The 15,364-nt window shown below is 62.8% G+C and carries 13 protein-coding genes; 4 read left to right on the top strand and 9 right to left on the bottom strand.

Features of this window, described 5'->3' with window-relative positions; genetic code table 11:
• The 7 genes from BM413_RS25705 to BM413_RS25675 all read right to left on the bottom strand — a co-directional run.
• A partial coding sequence (locus BM413_RS25705; RefSeq protein WP_139238650.1) for a formate--tetrahydrofolate ligase occupies positions 1 to 575 on the bottom strand: 575 nt, incomplete at its 3' end.
• Positions 576 to 817: 242 nt separating this feature from the next.
• On the bottom strand, positions 818 to 2,008 hold the full coding sequence (locus BM413_RS25700) for a DUF2333 family protein (RefSeq protein WP_091917711.1): 1,191 nt from the start codon (positions 2,006 to 2,008) through the stop codon (positions 818 to 820).
• A 48-nt stretch (positions 2,009 to 2,056) separates the two neighbouring features.
• Positions 2,057 to 3,349: a DUF6638 family protein gene (locus BM413_RS25695; RefSeq protein ID WP_091917710.1), complete on the bottom strand. Its 1,293-nt coding sequence runs from the start codon at positions 3,347 to 3,349 to the stop codon at positions 2,057 to 2,059.
• A gap of 118 nt (positions 3,350 to 3,467) precedes the next feature.
• Complete coding sequence (locus BM413_RS25690) at positions 3,468 to 3,881, bottom strand: endonuclease domain-containing protein (protein ID WP_091917709.1); 414 nt, start codon at positions 3,879 to 3,881, stop codon at positions 3,468 to 3,470.
• A gap of 129 nt (positions 3,882 to 4,010) precedes the next feature.
• On the bottom strand, positions 4,011 to 5,921 hold the full coding sequence (locus tag BM413_RS25685; RefSeq protein WP_091917708.1) for an AAA family ATPase: 1,911 nt from the start codon (positions 5,919 to 5,921) through the stop codon (positions 4,011 to 4,013).
• Between the two features lie 219 nt (positions 5,922 to 6,140).
• The gene (locus BM413_RS25680) at positions 6,141 to 7,286 is read right to left on the bottom strand and encodes a hypothetical protein (protein WP_091917707.1); all 1,146 of its coding nucleotides are present in this window, start codon (positions 7,284 to 7,286) and stop codon (positions 6,141 to 6,143) included.
• A 15-nt stretch (positions 7,287 to 7,301) separates the two neighbouring features.
• On the bottom strand, positions 7,302 to 8,390 hold the full coding sequence (locus BM413_RS25675) for a coiled-coil domain-containing protein (protein ID WP_091917706.1): 1,089 nt from the start codon (positions 8,388 to 8,390) through the stop codon (positions 7,302 to 7,304).
• 271 nt (positions 8,391 to 8,661) lie between these two features.
• Between BM413_RS25675 and BM413_RS25670 the strand changes: the two genes are divergently transcribed.
• The 4 genes from BM413_RS25670 to clpS all read left to right on the top strand — a co-directional run bounded on the left by BM413_RS25670 (position 8,662) and on the right by clpS (position 12,353).
• On the top strand, positions 8,662 to 9,588 hold the full coding sequence (locus tag BM413_RS25670; protein ID WP_175544440.1) for a choline ABC transporter substrate-binding protein: 927 nt from the start codon (positions 8,662 to 8,664) through the stop codon (positions 9,586 to 9,588).
• A 294-nt stretch (positions 9,589 to 9,882) separates the two neighbouring features.
• Positions 9,883 to 10,737 carry a choline ABC transporter permease subunit gene (choW, locus tag BM413_RS25665; RefSeq protein WP_091917704.1) on the top strand — a complete coding sequence of 285 codons (855 nt, stop codon included), beginning with the start codon at positions 9,883 to 9,885 and terminating at the stop codon, positions 10,735 to 10,737.
• Positions 10,734 to 11,918 (top strand): choline ABC transporter ATP-binding protein, encoded by a 1,185-nt coding sequence (gene choV / locus BM413_RS25660; RefSeq protein WP_091917703.1) that lies wholly within the window; start codon positions 10,734 to 10,736, stop codon positions 11,916 to 11,918. Before choW ends, choV begins: the two co-directional genes overlap by 4 nt.
• A gap of 129 nt (positions 11,919 to 12,047) precedes the next feature.
• Positions 12,048 to 12,353, top strand: a complete 306-nt coding sequence (clpS, locus tag BM413_RS25655; RefSeq protein WP_091917702.1) for an ATP-dependent Clp protease adapter ClpS — start codon at positions 12,048 to 12,050, stop codon at positions 12,351 to 12,353.
• A gap of 96 nt (positions 12,354 to 12,449) precedes the next feature.
• Here the strand turns inward: clpS and BM413_RS25650 are convergent, their stop codons facing one another.
• Positions 12,450 to 13,109 carry a peroxiredoxin gene (locus BM413_RS25650; RefSeq protein ID WP_091917701.1) on the bottom strand — a complete coding sequence of 220 codons (660 nt, stop codon included), beginning with the start codon at positions 13,107 to 13,109 and terminating at the stop codon, positions 12,450 to 12,452.
• A 187-nt stretch (positions 13,110 to 13,296) separates the two neighbouring features.
• Complete coding sequence (locus BM413_RS25645) at positions 13,297 to 15,363, bottom strand: hypothetical protein (RefSeq protein ID WP_091917700.1); 2,067 nt, start codon at positions 15,361 to 15,363, stop codon at positions 13,297 to 13,299.
• Position 15,364: the final 1 nt, after the last annotated feature.

Raw genomic sequence — 15,364 nt, 5'->3', positions numbered from 1 at the left:
GGATAGCCGTTGGCGACGCCGCCGAGCGAGCAGATGATTTCGCGCAAGGCGCGGTCGTTCATGTCCATGACGCGGCGCCAGGCGACGCGGCGGGTATCGATGGCCTGCTCGTTGCCCCAGTAGATGTGGTTGTCGATGAGCGCTGAGAGCAGGTTATGCGCGGTGGTGATGGCGTGAAAGTCGCCGGTGAAGTGGAGGTTCATGTCCTCCATCGGCACGACCTGGGCATAGCCGCCGCCGGCAGCACCGCCCTTGACGCCGAAGTTGGGCCCGAGCGAGGCCTCGCGAATGCAGATGATGGCTTTCTTGCCGATGCGGTTCAAACCATCACCCAGGCCGACTGTCGTCGTCGTCTTGCCTTCGCCGGCCGGCGTCGGGTTGATGGCGGTGACCAGGATGAGCTTGCCGTCCTTGTTGCCCTGCACCGACTGGATGAACTCGGCCGACACCTTGGCCTTGTCATGGCCGTAAGGCAGAAGATGCTCCGTCGGAATGCCGATCTTGCCGCCGATCTCCTGGATCACCTTCTTCTTCGCACCACGCGCTATCTCGATGTCGCTCTTTACGTCGGCCATGGACTGTTCCCTCGGGTTCGATCTGATTTGCCGGAGCTTGGTCGCCCGGCGCTTTGTCGCGTGCATAGAAGCCCGAGAGGGAAGGGGTGCGCCGTCTCAAAACAGCCGCGCAATACACGGATTGCGACAGGGCGGAGTGGTCATCGGCGAATGGCGAAATCGCGACGGCTCAGGCCGTCGCGATGCTCATTCCCGTTGCGTCTCGGGCTATCGGCCGCTGATGTTTCACCGCCCGACCGCTATTACCGGTCGAGCACCTGGCGAATCTCGACGATCTGGGAGCGGGCGCGCAAGAGGTTGAAGCCCATCGTCGCCAGATGCGACGGGAAGATGAAGCTGGACTCGTTGCCGTTGGAGATGATCCAGGGCTGCATGTTGAGCGCGTCGCGCATCTGGGTCTGCATCGTATCCCACAGCGTGGTGATGTTGCGCTCGCGGATGACCGCCGAAAAGTCCGTGCGGGTGGCGTGCAGCATCCCGTAATAGGCGTAGAGCTGGCCGTAGGCGAACCAGAAGCGGTCATCGGCGCGGGGATCGAACCAGCCGGCGTCGGAGGCCTCGAGCTGGCCGCGCAGAATATCGGAGGTGGAGCCGATGTCGCCGGAAATGCGGTCGAGGAACTGGAGCAGGTTGTCGGCGCGCGCGTCGAAGGTCGCCTCGCATTTTTCCAGGCTGGTATTGAAGGTGCGAAGCTTGGTGATCGCCTCGCGATAGACGCTGGGCGTCGGCCGGGTCGGGCCGCGCAGGCCGACATACCAGGCGTCCTCGTCCCAGGCGAGCGCGGTGCGTGCGTCCTGCAGGTTCTGGTCTATGCGCGAGGTGCCGCGTGCACGGCCAAGGGCGTCCACCAGCTCCGTCGTCGTGCGGCGCAGGACCTGATTGATGCCGAGCTGGAAGGCGGCCTTGTTGTCGAAGAAGGGCGTGTTGCGCCACGGCACGCCGAAGAAGCCCAGCTTCGAGGCAAGCATGGAGGAAATCCATGCGTTCCTGTTGACGTTGAAGTCGATGAGATCGGCCGAAACGGCGGCAATCTCGGAACGCTTGCAGGTTTGAGGCTGGGTCTGCGCGGTCGTCGTGCCGCTCGCTCCGCCTGTCACGGGTTGTCCGCTCTGGCCGGTGCCGGAGCTGTCCCCTGAAATCGGATCGCCGGCAACGACGTTCGTCGCCTTCGCGGTGGTTGAGGTGGCGGCTATCCGGGTCGGGTAGTCGGGATCGAAACCGTTCCAGACCTGTGTGACGTAGAAGAAATAGCCGTAGAGGAAGACGATGCCGACCAGGATCAGCCCGAGCACGGCCCGTAGAATGAGGCCGCGATTGCCATACCAGCGGCCGGCCCACATGAAGGGCCACAACAGGATGCCGATGAGAAGGCCGATGCCGCGGCCGATCCATTGGAAGACCCAGGTGAAGAAGTTCACGATCGGATCAAGCATCTGGTCCCCCTCGTAGCTGCGAAGCACTGGTGCCGGACGGGCGCCACATCACGCCTTGTCCGACAGGCCGTAAAGGCGCGCGCGAAACGCATCCTTGTCTTTCAGATATGTGGTTTTCAAGAGGTCCACAACATGGGATCGCCATGGCGCGGTGAAGCTCTCGTAATCCTTGTAGAAGCCCTGCTTGTTGAAAACATAGCGCGAGATGAAATCGGCCGGCACGAAATCCGAGATCAGGCGGTTGGTCAGCCAGGCGTCGGGATGGTCCGGCTTGGCGCGCACCACCAGAAAGCGGTGCAGCGGATCGACGTCATCGAGCTTGAGCTGGCCGAACTGCGCGATCTGGCGCTTGGCGGCGTTGAGGAACGGGAAAGTGCCGTCGCGGTTGATCAGGTCGGCATGGCTGTGGATCCAGGTCTGGAGCCAGACCTTGTCGGCATTGGCGAGGCTGCGCTCGGGCTCTGACTGGCGGATAAGCGCCAGGATGGCCATTTCGGCGCGGTGTTCGAGATAGTTCGACGCCTCGATCCATGAGGCGCGGGGCAGTTCGAGACGGCCCGTTGAGGCAAGGAAACGGAACACGCGGTCGGCGTCATTGATCGAGAGATAGCTGACCTGCCATGGCCGCGAGCGGCGGAAGCCAGGTGCCGACGGATCGCTGATGACGGTCGTCATGTCGGGATCGACAAAGACATAGAGTCCGCCGAAATGGCTGGTCCAGTAGGCGTTGTGGCGGAAGATGACCTGGTCGGGCACCAGCGCGTTTTCGCGGATGTCGCCGGTGACTTTGGCCAGTTCGACCATGCGCTCCAGCATCGCGGTGTCGCGCCAGGCGTCCGGCTCCTGCTTCAGCCGGTCGACCAGCTTGCCGAGTTCGGTCGCCTTGCCGAGCACGTCCTCCGCCGACAGGACGCGGAACTCGACCTGGTTGATGGACAGCAGGTCCTCGATGTCCTCGACCTTGGAGACCGAATCCTCGATCTCGCCGTAGATGACATCCTTGATGGTCAGCGCGTCGATGGCGCGGGAGTTCTTGGTGAAGAACTCGTAGAGCAACTGCGAGGTGTTGGAAAACGCCGTGTGGACGACCGGCAGGTCGGCTTGCGCCGGCGTCAGGATGATGAAGCGGCGATTGACCTCGTTGGGGTCGAGATAGAGCCGGTCGTCCAGTTCCTCGGCGATCTGCGGGGAAAAACCGGAGCGGTCGATCTCGAAGGACTTCAGCTTCGTCGGCTTCAGCCCGAACGCCTTCAGCGCCTTGTTATAGCGCTCGATGAGATGCGGCTCCTCGACCGGCAACAGGCGGCCGTAGATGAGATCGTTGTCGCGGAGGAGGTCCATCAGAATTGCCCCTCACTCTTTTCCTGCAGAGACGGGGAAAGGTAGATCCCAAACGATGACGCCCCCCTCTCCCTGTTCTTCACGGGGAGAGGGTAAGGGTGAGGGGCGACGAGACGGTTCAAGAGAGGATCTCCCGGTAGGTCGACGCTGCCATAAATCGCAAATCTCGGGCCTCGACGGGATCCAGCCGGCGCTCAAGGGCGGCAATGATCGTGTCAATCACAGCATCTCGCTCAGTCAGTGCATCCGCATTCCAGAACCGCAAGACGGACCATCCTTCAGCAATCATGAATTGATCGCGTCGCCGATCATATTCGTTGTCTAGATGCTGGCTGCCATCGAGTTCAACCACCAACCGACCTTCGCGGCAGGCAAAGTCGGCGAAATACGGCCCGATCGGAAGCTGGCGTGTAAACTTGGCGCCATTCACCTGTCGCCCCTTGAGATCTGACCACAATGCCCGTTCAGCATCATTGTCTGCCTTGCGCAGGGATCGCGCTCGATGGGTTCGCGATGATTCCGGTCCGCGCATCAAGATGCCCCTCACCCTTACCCTCTCCCCGTGAAGGACGGGGAGAGGGGGGCGTCAGCGTTGGAGCTTCCTCCTTCTCCCTGTTCTTGGGGAGAAGGTGCCGGCAGGTGGATGAAGGGCAATGTTCCCTCACGCATTCCAAGCCCCCTTGGCCTTCAACCCCTCGATCTCGCGGATCGCCCGTTCGCGCAGTCTGGTGTCGCGGATCATCTTTTCGACGACGGCGTCGTCGGAGCGGTCGGAGTAGCGGAATTCGGAATCGGCGTAGCGGTTGATCTCCTGCATGACCATGTCCATCGAGAATGGCCCGCGCAGTTCCTCGATCATGGCGCGCTTGTCGTCGTAGCCCTTGTGCATGAAGGCTTCGGGCTTCTCGAACCACTCGTCGGGAAGCTCGATGTCCATGGCGCGCATCTTGATGGCGTCGGTGACGTTCTTGATGGCGCGGCCGGTGAAGCGGGGCTCGGCTTCCTTGATCTGATGCAGGTAAGTGCCGACATCGGCCATGGTCTTCGGCTCGCCATTCACCTTCATGAAGCGGTCGTAGACTTTTACCAGCCCGTCCTCATGCGGCTTGGAGTAGCCTTCATAGGCGTTTTCGACGGCGCGCTGGATTTCCTGCGCGGCGTAGAGATCGTGCTCGCCGAGAGGGATCTTGTGGTTCTTGCCGGCGAGAAGGACGAAGATGTCGATATAGTCGTCGCGGCTCTGCGGGCCGTCGACCAGCCAGCGGGCGCCGGCGCGCTGGCGCAGCGCGTCGTCGACATTTTCGGGATAGTTGGAAAACATGCCGAAGGAGCAATTGCCGCGAATGACGGTGGAGGCGCCGGAAAAGGCTTCCATCAGCACGCCGGTGATTTCCTGCTGGCCGGCCGAGGCGCGGTCGTCGGAGCGTTTGGCGGCGACCTGGTCTATATCGTCGACCGTGCCGAAGCCGATGGCGCGCGGGTTCAAGACATTGGTGATGAACTGCTTGCAGTTCTGGCCGGACTTGCCCTGATAGGACGAGATCTGGTCGACGCCGAAATTCTCGTAGACGAACTGGTAGCCGGCGGTCTGACAGTAGCCGTGGAGCAGGCCGGCGATCATCTGGATCAGCGTCGTCTTGCCGGTGCCGGGTGAGCCGTCGCCGATGAAGGTGAAGAGGAAGCCGCCGAGCTCGACGAAGGGGTTCAGTTCGCGGTCGAAATCATAGGCCATCAGCATCTTGGCGAGCTTGACCGACTGGTATTTGGCGATGTGGTTGCCGACGACTTCGTCCGGCTTCTTGAAGGTCATCACCAGCGGCTTCGACTTCTTGCCCGGGGCAACATCAAAGCCGTCGATGGTGAAATCGTCGGCGTCGATGCGGATATGCGCGTTCTCGAAGGTGCCGAGACCGTCGAAGCGGCCCTTTCGCGTCAGCAGGCCATCGATGGCGGTGCGGGCGAAGGCGCGGGCGCGCGTCATCAGGTCGGCGTCGTCCTTGGCGCCGGAAATAGCCCGGTCGAGACCGGCGATCAGCGCCTTCAGCGCGTCCTGCGCCGTGTCGAAGAGGAAATCCGGCTCGGCGATGTCATTGGGCGCCTCGCCATCGGCGTCGATGGTCTGGAGCAGATAGGAGGCGAGCGTGAAGGCCGAGACATAGGCCGAGGCTGTCAGCAGCTTCTTGAAATGCGTCGCCTCGTCGCCTTCCAGCGGTGCGCGGGCGTTTTTGGCCTGCAGGCTTTCGAGGTCGCCGCCGCGCGCGAAGACGTCTGCGACGGCCAGCGCGATGGCGAGGCCGCGGCGGGCGCGATAGAGCAGCGTGTGCTGCGAGATGCTCATCAGCTGGTCGTCGGGGCGGATCGCGCCGACGGTCTTCGCCAGCTCGATCTCGCGGGTCTTGCGCACCGAGCCGGTGGAGACAGTGGAGACGAAGCGGCGGTTGGTGCCGGCGAGTGCGGTGCCCGACTGGCCGGACGAATCCTCCAGCACGACGATGCGCGTGATGAAGCTCTGCGCGGTGGCGCGATGCTTTTCGATATCGGCTTCGGGAATGGTGGTCAGGCCGGTGTCCATCAATTTCCTCCCGGAAGCGCAGTGCTTTGAATGATCGAGATTCCCCCACTCCGGTTTGCTTCGCAAACCACCTCTCCCCCCTCCGGAGGGAGAGGAACCCAAGTTCTGTGAGGTCGCGATCTTGGCGATTGGCGTTTCCTCTCCCCCGGGCAGGGGGAGAGGTGGCGCGCGCAGCGCGACGGAGTGGGGGTGATTTCCTCGGCCGGAAGCAGATTTTCGCTAAACATCTGAAATCACCTGTCCGTTCGACAGGATGTGGACCTTGTAGCCGCCAAAGATCTTTTCCGTTTCGCCGGCGGCGTAGAGCGCCTGATAGGCTTCGTGCGGGATCAAAGCGTGTTTCTCGTAGTCGCTGACGCCCTGGCGGGCGGCTTCGAGATCGTCGGTGTTGATGAAGAATTCCTGTGTCGCCTTCTCGCTGGACCAAAGGCCGCGACGGCCGGGCTTTTCGCCCTTGGAATAAATCTCCTGGATGGTCCAGGTCAGCAGCCAGGCGTTTTCGGGCTTGCGCACCTTGGAAAGCACTTCGGCGACGGAAGAATTGTGCTCGGTGATGCCTGCCGAATAGAAGGGACCGAGCACGACGCGGCGCAGCTGCTTGGGATGCAGCGTCTCGAAATCCTTGTCGAGATTGTTGGCAATGGTTGCCGGCGACAGCGTGTAGGCGGAGTTCTTTTCGGTGAAATCGTCGAAGCGATGGGCAAGCTCTGGGTTGAGCAGTCCGTCGACGGGAAGCGGGATCTTCACCTTTTCGTTGAGCTTGCCGTCGCTGGTGACGAGCTGCCTGACCATGCCGTCGGAAGAATCCTCCACCGTCGCCATGTAGATCAGCGGCAGGTTGGCGCTGCCGTCGAACGACGCCCAATGGACGAGATAGTAGGGCCGCATGGTTTTCGGGTTGACGGAAACCTTGGCGGTCTGGGCCAGGAGAAACGGCCCGAAGACCGCGCCGTCCTCGACGTCTTCCAGATAGAGCCGCTCGGCCATGGAGCGCTGGAGGGCCTGCGGAAACGCCTTGTGGCGCAGGATGAAATCGGCCATCTCGCCGCGCAGTTCCTTGGGCGAGGGGATTGCGGCGAGGCGTTCGGTGGCCGTGCGACGATCGTTTTCCAGTTCGAGAACGTTCTGGAAGATCGGAAAGCCGCTTTCGGCGCGCGAGATCTTGAAGGTCTCCATGAAGCCGAGGCGATTGCGCCAGCAGGAGAACGACTTCTCCAGCCGCGCTATGTATTCGGCAACGACCTTGGCGACGATGCCATGCCGGTAGAGCGGCGAGCGATCGTCGCGCATGAAGATTTCGAGACCGCTGAGGGCGGCGCGAATGGCATCGAAATAGCGCGTGGCAGCGTCGGTCTCGGCGCTCATGCGGGTATGCCGGGCCTAGGTCCGCACATAATCCGAGGCGTTGTGCTTCTTCAGCACTTCCTCGAAGCGGCGGGCGAAGGCATCGTCGGCAAGCTTCTTGCGGCGCTGGATGTCGGCGGTCGCCACCATGTTCTTCTCGTGCATTTCGAGAAGGTCACCGATGTGCTTCTGCGCGGCGGCACCGATGCCGGCCATGGTTTCCTCGGCGGTGTTGTCGACCTGACTGCCCAGCGTGTTGATCTTGTGGGCGACATCCTGCTGCGCGGCGGTCTTCAATGAGTCCTCAAGTGCCTTGTAGAGAACGATGCGCTGCTCGGTGTCGATGGTCAGCTTGTTGATCAGCGTGTTCTGCGCGGCGATCTGGTTGTTGAGCGAATCGACGAAGGTCTGGAACATCGAGGTGTAGCGTTCCAGCGTCTGGCTCTCGGCCAGAAGCTCCTGCTCCTTGGCCTGCTTCTCGTTGTATTCGGTCGCCAGCTTCGAGCGGTCGCCCTCAAGCTGGGTGCGCTCCTTCTGGCTGGTGGAGGCGGCGATCTTGTTCTCGATGTCGAGCAGCAGCGGGTTCAGCTCCTCGATGCGCTTCTGCGTGGTCTCGAGATTGGTCATCGTCACCTTGCGGCGCTCGATAACCTGGGCGAGGCTGGCCTCCGAGGTCTTGTAGCGGGCGTCCAGAACCTGCTTCTGGGCCTTGAGGATGCCGACGATGGTGTCGGACTTCGCCAGCAGCTCCTGGAGATTGCCGGCAAGCGACATGTTGCGGACGCGGTCGGTGCGCATGCGCTGCTTCTTCTGGGCCGAAAAGATGCCGACGAAGCTTTCCCAACCGGTGTAGTTCTTCATGCTCTCGAATTCGGTGCCGAAGACGTTGGTGGCGTCCTCCAGTCCGATGATCAGGTCGGCAATGTTGCCCTCCATCACCTTCTGCTGCTTCAGCACATCCTCGATGCGGGCGTTCTCAATGTCGAAATCGGCGGAACCGATCTTCTGGTCGGAGGTGGCGAGCTTTTCCAGCACGGTGCTGGACTGGTCGATCTTGGTGCGCATGTCCTCGACGACCTGTTTGGTCTTCGCAATCTCGGCGTCGAAATTCTGCAAGGTCGCCATATTGTCCCTCCGGGTGGCCTGCTCAGGTCGGGCCAATATAGGGTTGGGTCGTATCGATTGAAAGACGGCAGGCGCGCGTTTTGGGAGCAGTTGCAGCAATCTACACCGGATGGTTGATGCTGCCCGTGTCGCGCACAGATAAGTGAGCGGCGCGGCTCGCTCCGCCTTACCGCTTGAAACCACACCAAAATGGTGTTTGGCTTAAGGATACGAACGGCAAGAAATCGTAGCTACTGCCGCACAAGAATCACAATGGGAGAATTCCATGAATATGAAAGCACTCGCCGCCGGCGTTGGCCTGGTGGCATTTCTGTCGGCTGGTGTCGCGTCTGCTGCCGATCCTGAAAGCTGCAAGACCGTTCGGCTCTCCGATGTCGGCTGGACCGACATCCAGGCGACCACGGGCGTCGCCTCGGTGCTGCTGACCGCGCTCGGCTACGAGCCGCAGGTCATCCAGCTGTCGGTGCCGGTGACCTATGCGTCGCTGAAGAACAAGGATCTCGACGTCTTCCTCGGCAACTGGATGCCGTCGATGACGAGCGATATCAAGGAATATGCCGCCGACGGCTCGGTCGAGACCGTCAGCGAGAACCTGACCGGCGCCGGCTACGGCATCGTCGTGCCGACCTATGTCGCCGAAGCCGGCGTCAAGACGCTGACCGATCTCGGCAAGTTCAAGGACAAGTTCGACGGCAAGATCTACGGCATCGAGGCCGGCAATGACGGCAACCGAATCATCCTCGACATGATCAAGAACCCGGCCGACAACCTCGAAGGCTTCGAGCTGGTCGAATCGTCCGAAGCCGGCATGCTCACCCAGGCCGAGCAGTCGATGAAGAACAATGAGTGGATCGCCTTCCTCGGTTGGACGCCGCATCCGGTTATGGGGGCGATGAAGATCACCTATCTCGACGGCATGGGCGATTCCGGCTTCGGTGCCGCCACCGTCAGCACCAATGTGCGCAAGGGCTACCTGACCGAGTGCCCGAATGCCGGCAAGTTCATCGCCAACCTCAAGTTCAATCTGGACATGGAAGGCGAGATGATGGACGCGATCCTCAAGGGCAGCGACGCCAACACGGTCGCGACCGACTGGCTGAAGAAGAATCCGGACGCCGTGACGCCCTGGATTGCCGGCGTAACCACCTTCGATGGCGGCGATGCGGCTGCTGCGGTGAAGACCGCGCTGGGCAGCTGAGCTGGTTACTTTCCCTTTGAGGGCAGGGCCGTCGGGGTGTTCTGATGGGCCTTAACGGCATAGACCCCCACCCCTAACCCCTCCCCACAAGGGGGAGGGGGACGGTTTCGTGGCCTTGGCCACCTAGAGCGTTGAAGATTGAGGCTGACGGCTATGGAGCACGTTTTCCCTCCCCCTTGTGGGGAGGGGGTAGGGGTGGGGGTAATCGCTTAAACGGGGCGCTGCACCTCCAAGCGATGCGTGCCGCGCCACCTCTCCCGCACGTGGGAGGGTAAAGAGAATCGAGGGGACGCAATGGATCCGGTTTCGCAATTCCTGGCCAGCTACAAGATTCCGATCGGTGCCTGGGGCAAGGCGTTCTTCACCTTCCTGACCGACAATTTCGACGCGATCTTCCGCGGCTTCTCGAACGGCCTCAACTTCCTTCTCAACGGTCTGGTCGACGGTTTGCTGATGGTGCCGCCGGTGCTGCTGGTGCTGATCATCGCGGGCATTGCCTATTTCCTGCAGCGCTCGCGGCCGTTGGCAATCGGCGTCGCGCTCGGCCTGCTGTTCATCATCAACCAGGGCCTGTGGAAGCAGACGGTGCAGACGTTGGTGCTGGTGGTGGCTGCTGCCGCGGCCTCCATGGCCATCGGCGTGCCGCTCGGCATCTGGGCCGCGCACAAGCCGAAGGTCTATCGCATCATGCTGCCGGTGCTGGACCTGATGCAGACGCTGCCGACCTTCGTTTACCTGATCCCGGTGCTGACCCTGTTCGGCCTCGGCAATGCGCCGGGCCTCATCGTCACCATCATCTTCGTCATCCCGACCGCCGTGCGGCTCACCCATCTCGGCGTCGTCTCGGTGCCGACTTCGATCGTCGAGGCGGGCGAGGCATTCGGCGCGACCAAGCGGCAATTGCTGTGGAAGGTCGAACTGCCGGCGGCCTTGCCGACCATCATGGCGGGGCTGACCCAGTGCATCATGCTGTCGCTGTCGATGGTGGTGTTCGCAGCCCTTATCGGCGCCGGTGGACTCGGCACGGAAATCAACCGCGCGCTCGGCTCGCGCAGGATCGACCTCGGGCTTGAGGCGGGTCTGGCAATCGTCGTGCTCGCCATCGTGCTCGACCGCATGACGCGCATCGGCGTCGGAGGCAAGAAATGAACGTCGCCGTAGACTTCAGGAATGTCGACATCATCTTCGGCCCGGACACGGCCGATGCGCTGGCCATGGTCGATGCCGGTGCGAGCCGCTCGGAAATCCTGGAAAAGACCGGCAATGTGCTGGGCTGCGCCGGGGCCAACCTCACTGTCCATGAGGGTGAGATTTCGGTGCTGATGGGCCTGTCCGGCTCGGGCAAGTCGACGCTGCTGCGCGCCGTCAACCGGCTCAACATCGTTTCGCGCGGGCAGGTTCTGGTCAAGGATGGCGACAAGACCGTCGATGTCGTGACCTGCGACGAGCCGACCTTGCGCCGCCTGCGCCAGAAGCAGGTGGCCATGGTGTTCCAGCAGTTCGGCCTCCTGCCGTGGCGCACCGTGGAGGAAAATGTCGGCCTCGGGCTGGAGCTCGCCGGCATGCCGGAGGCGGAACGCAAGCAGAAAGTCGGCAAGCAGCTCGAACTCGTCAATCTGACGCCATGGGCCAAGAAATACGCCCATGAGCTTTCGGGCGGCATGCAGCAGCGCGTGGGGCTTGCCCGCGCCTTCGCCACGGAAGCGCCAATCCTGCTGATGGACGAGCCATTTTCGGCGCTCGACCCGCTGATCCGCACCAAGCTGCAGGACGAGCTTCTGCAGCTTCAGGAGAAGCTGAAGAAGACGATCATCTTCGTCAGCCACGATCTCGAAGAGGCGCTGAAGATCGGCAGCCACATCACCATCATGGAGGGCGGGCGCATCGTCCAGACCGGCGCGCCGGAAGACATCGTGCTGCGCCCGGCCAACGACTATGTCCGCGAGTTCATTTCGAATGTGAACCCGCTGTCGGTGCTGACGGCATGGAACGTGATGCGCGACCGGCGCGATCTGGAATCGGCCGGCCGGGGCGGCTGGCTCTGGCTCGACCGGCGCCAGACGACGCGCTTCAAGATCGACAAGGACGGGATGGTGGCGGCCGCCGAACGCAACGGCCAGCCGGCGGTGTGGGTGTCGTGCGACGACATCGAAAACCTGCCTGATGACGCCCCGCAGGTGTTCTGGGCAAAGCCCGGCACCTCGCTGAAAACGGTGATGCTCGCCATGCACCGCTCGCAGACCTCGCCGGTGGCGTTGTTCGACGAACAGTCGCGGTTTGTCGGCGCGATCGGGATCAGGGACGTGTTGTCAGCGGTGCTGAGGCGGTAGACTCCTCGCGAAGCGGGTGATCCTAAGGCCTTTCACCGCGATGTGACTGGCTCTGGGTGCAATCGCATGGACCATCGACGGCGTCTGTGCGAAACTCTGTCATCGTCGCATCCATCATCCGCGCGTCCGATGCCAGAAACAATCACCATTCCCCGCACCAGAACCAAGCCGAAGACCGAGCGGCCGAAGCTGCACAAGGTCATCCTGATCAATGATGATTTCACGCCGCGTGAATTCGTCGTGCGGGTGCTGAAGGCCGAGTTCCGGATGAGCGAGGATCAGGCGCATCGCGTCATGATTACCGCGCATCAGCGCGGCGTCTGCGTGGTCGCGGTGTTTACGAAGGATGTCGCCGAGACGAAGGCGACGCGGGCGACGGACGCCGGCAAGGCGGCGGGCTATCCGCTGATGTTCACGACCGAGCCGGAGGAGTGAGCAGTCCTTCTCACCTGGAGACGCTGTGCTGCCCCTCATCCGGCCCTTCGGGCCACCTTCTCCCCGTGAACGGGGAGAAGGAAGGTCAGGTGTGTCTCACCCAGCCGGCTGCTTGGTCTTGCGCAGATAGGGCAGGATCGTATCGAAGGCGCCGAAGCGCTTGATGGCGTCTTCGTTGGAGACGGCGGCGGTGATGATGACGTCTTCGCCCTGCTGCCAGTTGGCAGGCGTCGCGACCTGGTGCTTGGCGGTGAGCTGGATCGAATCGATGGCGCGCAGGATCTCGTTGAAGTTGCGGCCAGTGGTCATCGGGTAGGTGAGGATCAGTTTTATCTTCTTGTCCGGGCCGATGACGTAGACCGAGCGCACAGTGGCGTTGTCGGCTGGCGTGCGACCTTCGGAGCTGTCGCCGGCGCCCTCCGGCAGCATGTCGTAGAGCTTGGCGATCTTCAGGTCCTTGTCGCCGATCAGCGGGTAGTCGACGCTGAAGCCGGTCGCGGTCTTGATGTCGTCCTTCCACTTGGCGTGGCTTTCGACCGGATCGACCGAGATGCCGATGATCTTGACGCCGCGCTTGCGGAATTCGCCTTCAAGGCCGGCCATGGTGCCGAGTTCGGTGGTGCAGACGGGCGTGAAATTCTTCGGATGCGAGAACAGCACGGCCCAGCCGTCGCCGATCCATTCATGGAACTTGACCGTGCCTTGGGTGGTCTCGGCGGTAAAATCGGGGGCGGTTTCGTTGATGCGCAGGCCCATGGCTCGCTCCTCTCGGTTCTTAACTATTGATTGGCCGCCCAAGATAGCGCAATCTGCGCGATTTTGGAGGCCGAAACGGGCTCTATCAGGTCTTCGGGAGAACGACCAAGGCGGATTTTCCACCTTTGGAGGAAAAACATACTCCTATTGGGGGAGGGGTTACGCCTTGGCCCTCAAAGGGGAAGCGTTAGCGCCCCTCGCGGTACCACATGGAGCCGAGCGCCAGGAGGAGCAGGCCGAGGCCGAAGAAGCCACCGAACATCGGCACGCGGCTGACCGATTTCAGCACGCTGTCATTGGTGGTGCGCAGGCCGATCCAGTCGCGGCCGGAGGCTTCCGCCGTGCCGCGTACGGGTACCACGCTCGGCACGCTGATGCCAGTGAGGCCGGCGAGCCGGCGCACGCTGCCGCCGCTCGCCTCGACTGCCGGCCGTACGATGTTCTCCGTCGAGATGACGTCGGCGAATTCCGGCGCGTTGATCGGGCCGATATGGGCGAGCGCGGTGAGATCGCCATTGGCGACCTGATAGAGGCCGATCTCGTTGGTCTCGACGCTTCCGGCGAAGATGCCCGGCTCGGATTGCGAAAGCGGCACGGTCATCGCCTTGCCGGACGGCGTGATGACCTGGGCAGCGCCGGGATCGTCGCTCATCGTCTGGCGGCGCACGTCCAGCGTCATGCCGCGGCCATTGGCGGTGAGGCGTTCTTCCTCGAGTTCCGGTTCCTTCATCAACCAGTGGGCGATGCGGCGATAGAGCGAGACATGCGGGCCGCCGCCCTCGAAGCCGCGCGCCCACAGCCAGCCCTGATCGGACAGGAACATGCCGACGCGACCTTCGCCCTTGCGGTCGAGCAGCAGCAGCGGGCGGTCGTCCGGCCCCTTCATCACGACTTCGCCCTCGGGCCGGTCGATGCCGATAAGGCGGAACCAGCGGCTCCATTTCGGCGGCTCGGTGCCGGAGCCTTCGAGGCCGCGCGTGACGGGATGGCGTTTGCCGACGTCCGTCAGGCGGGGATAGAAGGCCTGATCGACGACCTCGCCGCTGGGCATCGCCGGCAGGGCCGACATCAGCGGCGTGCGCGCGATCGACTGGTCGCCGGCATATTCGGGGCCGGCGGCAATCAGGAGCGCGCCGCCCTTTTCGACATATTCGGCGATGTAGTCGTAATAGAGGATCGGCAGCACGTCGCGGTGCTGGTAGCGATCGAAGATGATCAGGTCGAAATCATTGATCTTGTCGACGAAGAGTTCGCGCGTCGGGAAGGCGATGAGCGACAATTCGTTGATCGGCGTGCCGTCCTGCTTTTCCGGCGGGCGCAGGATGGTGAAGTGGACGAGATCGACCGAGGCGTCGGACTTGAGCAGGTTACGCCAGGTGCGCTCGCCGGCATGCGGCTCGCCCGAGACCAGCAGCACGCGCAGGTTTTCGCGAATGCCGTCGACCAGCGCGATGGCGCGATTGTTGGTGTCGGTGAGTTCACCGTCGACGCGGTCGATCTGAAGCTCGACGATGTTGCGGCCGGCAGTCGGGATGGTGATGTCGACCGGCATTTCCTGGCCGATCGTCGCGCGCTCGACCGAGACCTGCTGGCCGTTGACGGAAACGCGGACGTCGACTTCGCCGGTCGCGCCGCCGGTATCGAGCACGCGATAGGTCATGGCCAGCGGCTTGCCGACGATGCCGAATCGCGGGGCTTTTTCGAAGCGGATGCGGCGGTCGCGCTCGTTTTCCTCGCCGGTGATCAGGGCATGCAGCGGTGCGTGGAAATTGGGTGCGGCGGGCACATCATGCACTTGCCCGTCGGTGACCATGATGGCGCCGCCGATGCGCGAGGGCGGAACGTCTCGGAAGGCGCCGTCGAGGGCCGAGAACAGCCGCGTCTGCGTGCGCTCGTCGGCGGCATCGGCCTTGCCGGCCTCGACCACGCGCACCTCGAACTGCTTGAAGCGGGCAAGCCGTTCCTGCAGCGTGGTGACGGCCTGGTCGGTTTCGGCGGTGCGGTTGCCGATGTCCTGGCTCTGGCTGCGGTCGACGATCAGCGCGACGACGCTTTGCAGGGGCTCGCGGTCTTCATCGAGCAAAACGGGATTGATGAGGGCTGCGGCAAGGGCTGCAAGTGCTGCAAGGCGCAGCCATCCGCCGCGCTGGCGGAACCACAGGCCGAGGATGGCGAGGATCGCCAGGGGCACGATGATGGCGGCGACCAGCGGCCAGCCGAGCAGGGGTTCGAAGGAAAGGGACCAGTTGTTCACG

Origin of the sequence: Mesorhizobium sp. YR577 (assembly GCF_900116595.1) — a bacterium.
Taxonomy (GTDB): domain Bacteria; phylum Pseudomonadota; class Alphaproteobacteria; order Rhizobiales; family Rhizobiaceae; genus Mesorhizobium_M.
This window is presented reverse-complemented; position numbering and strand designations above follow the sequence as displayed.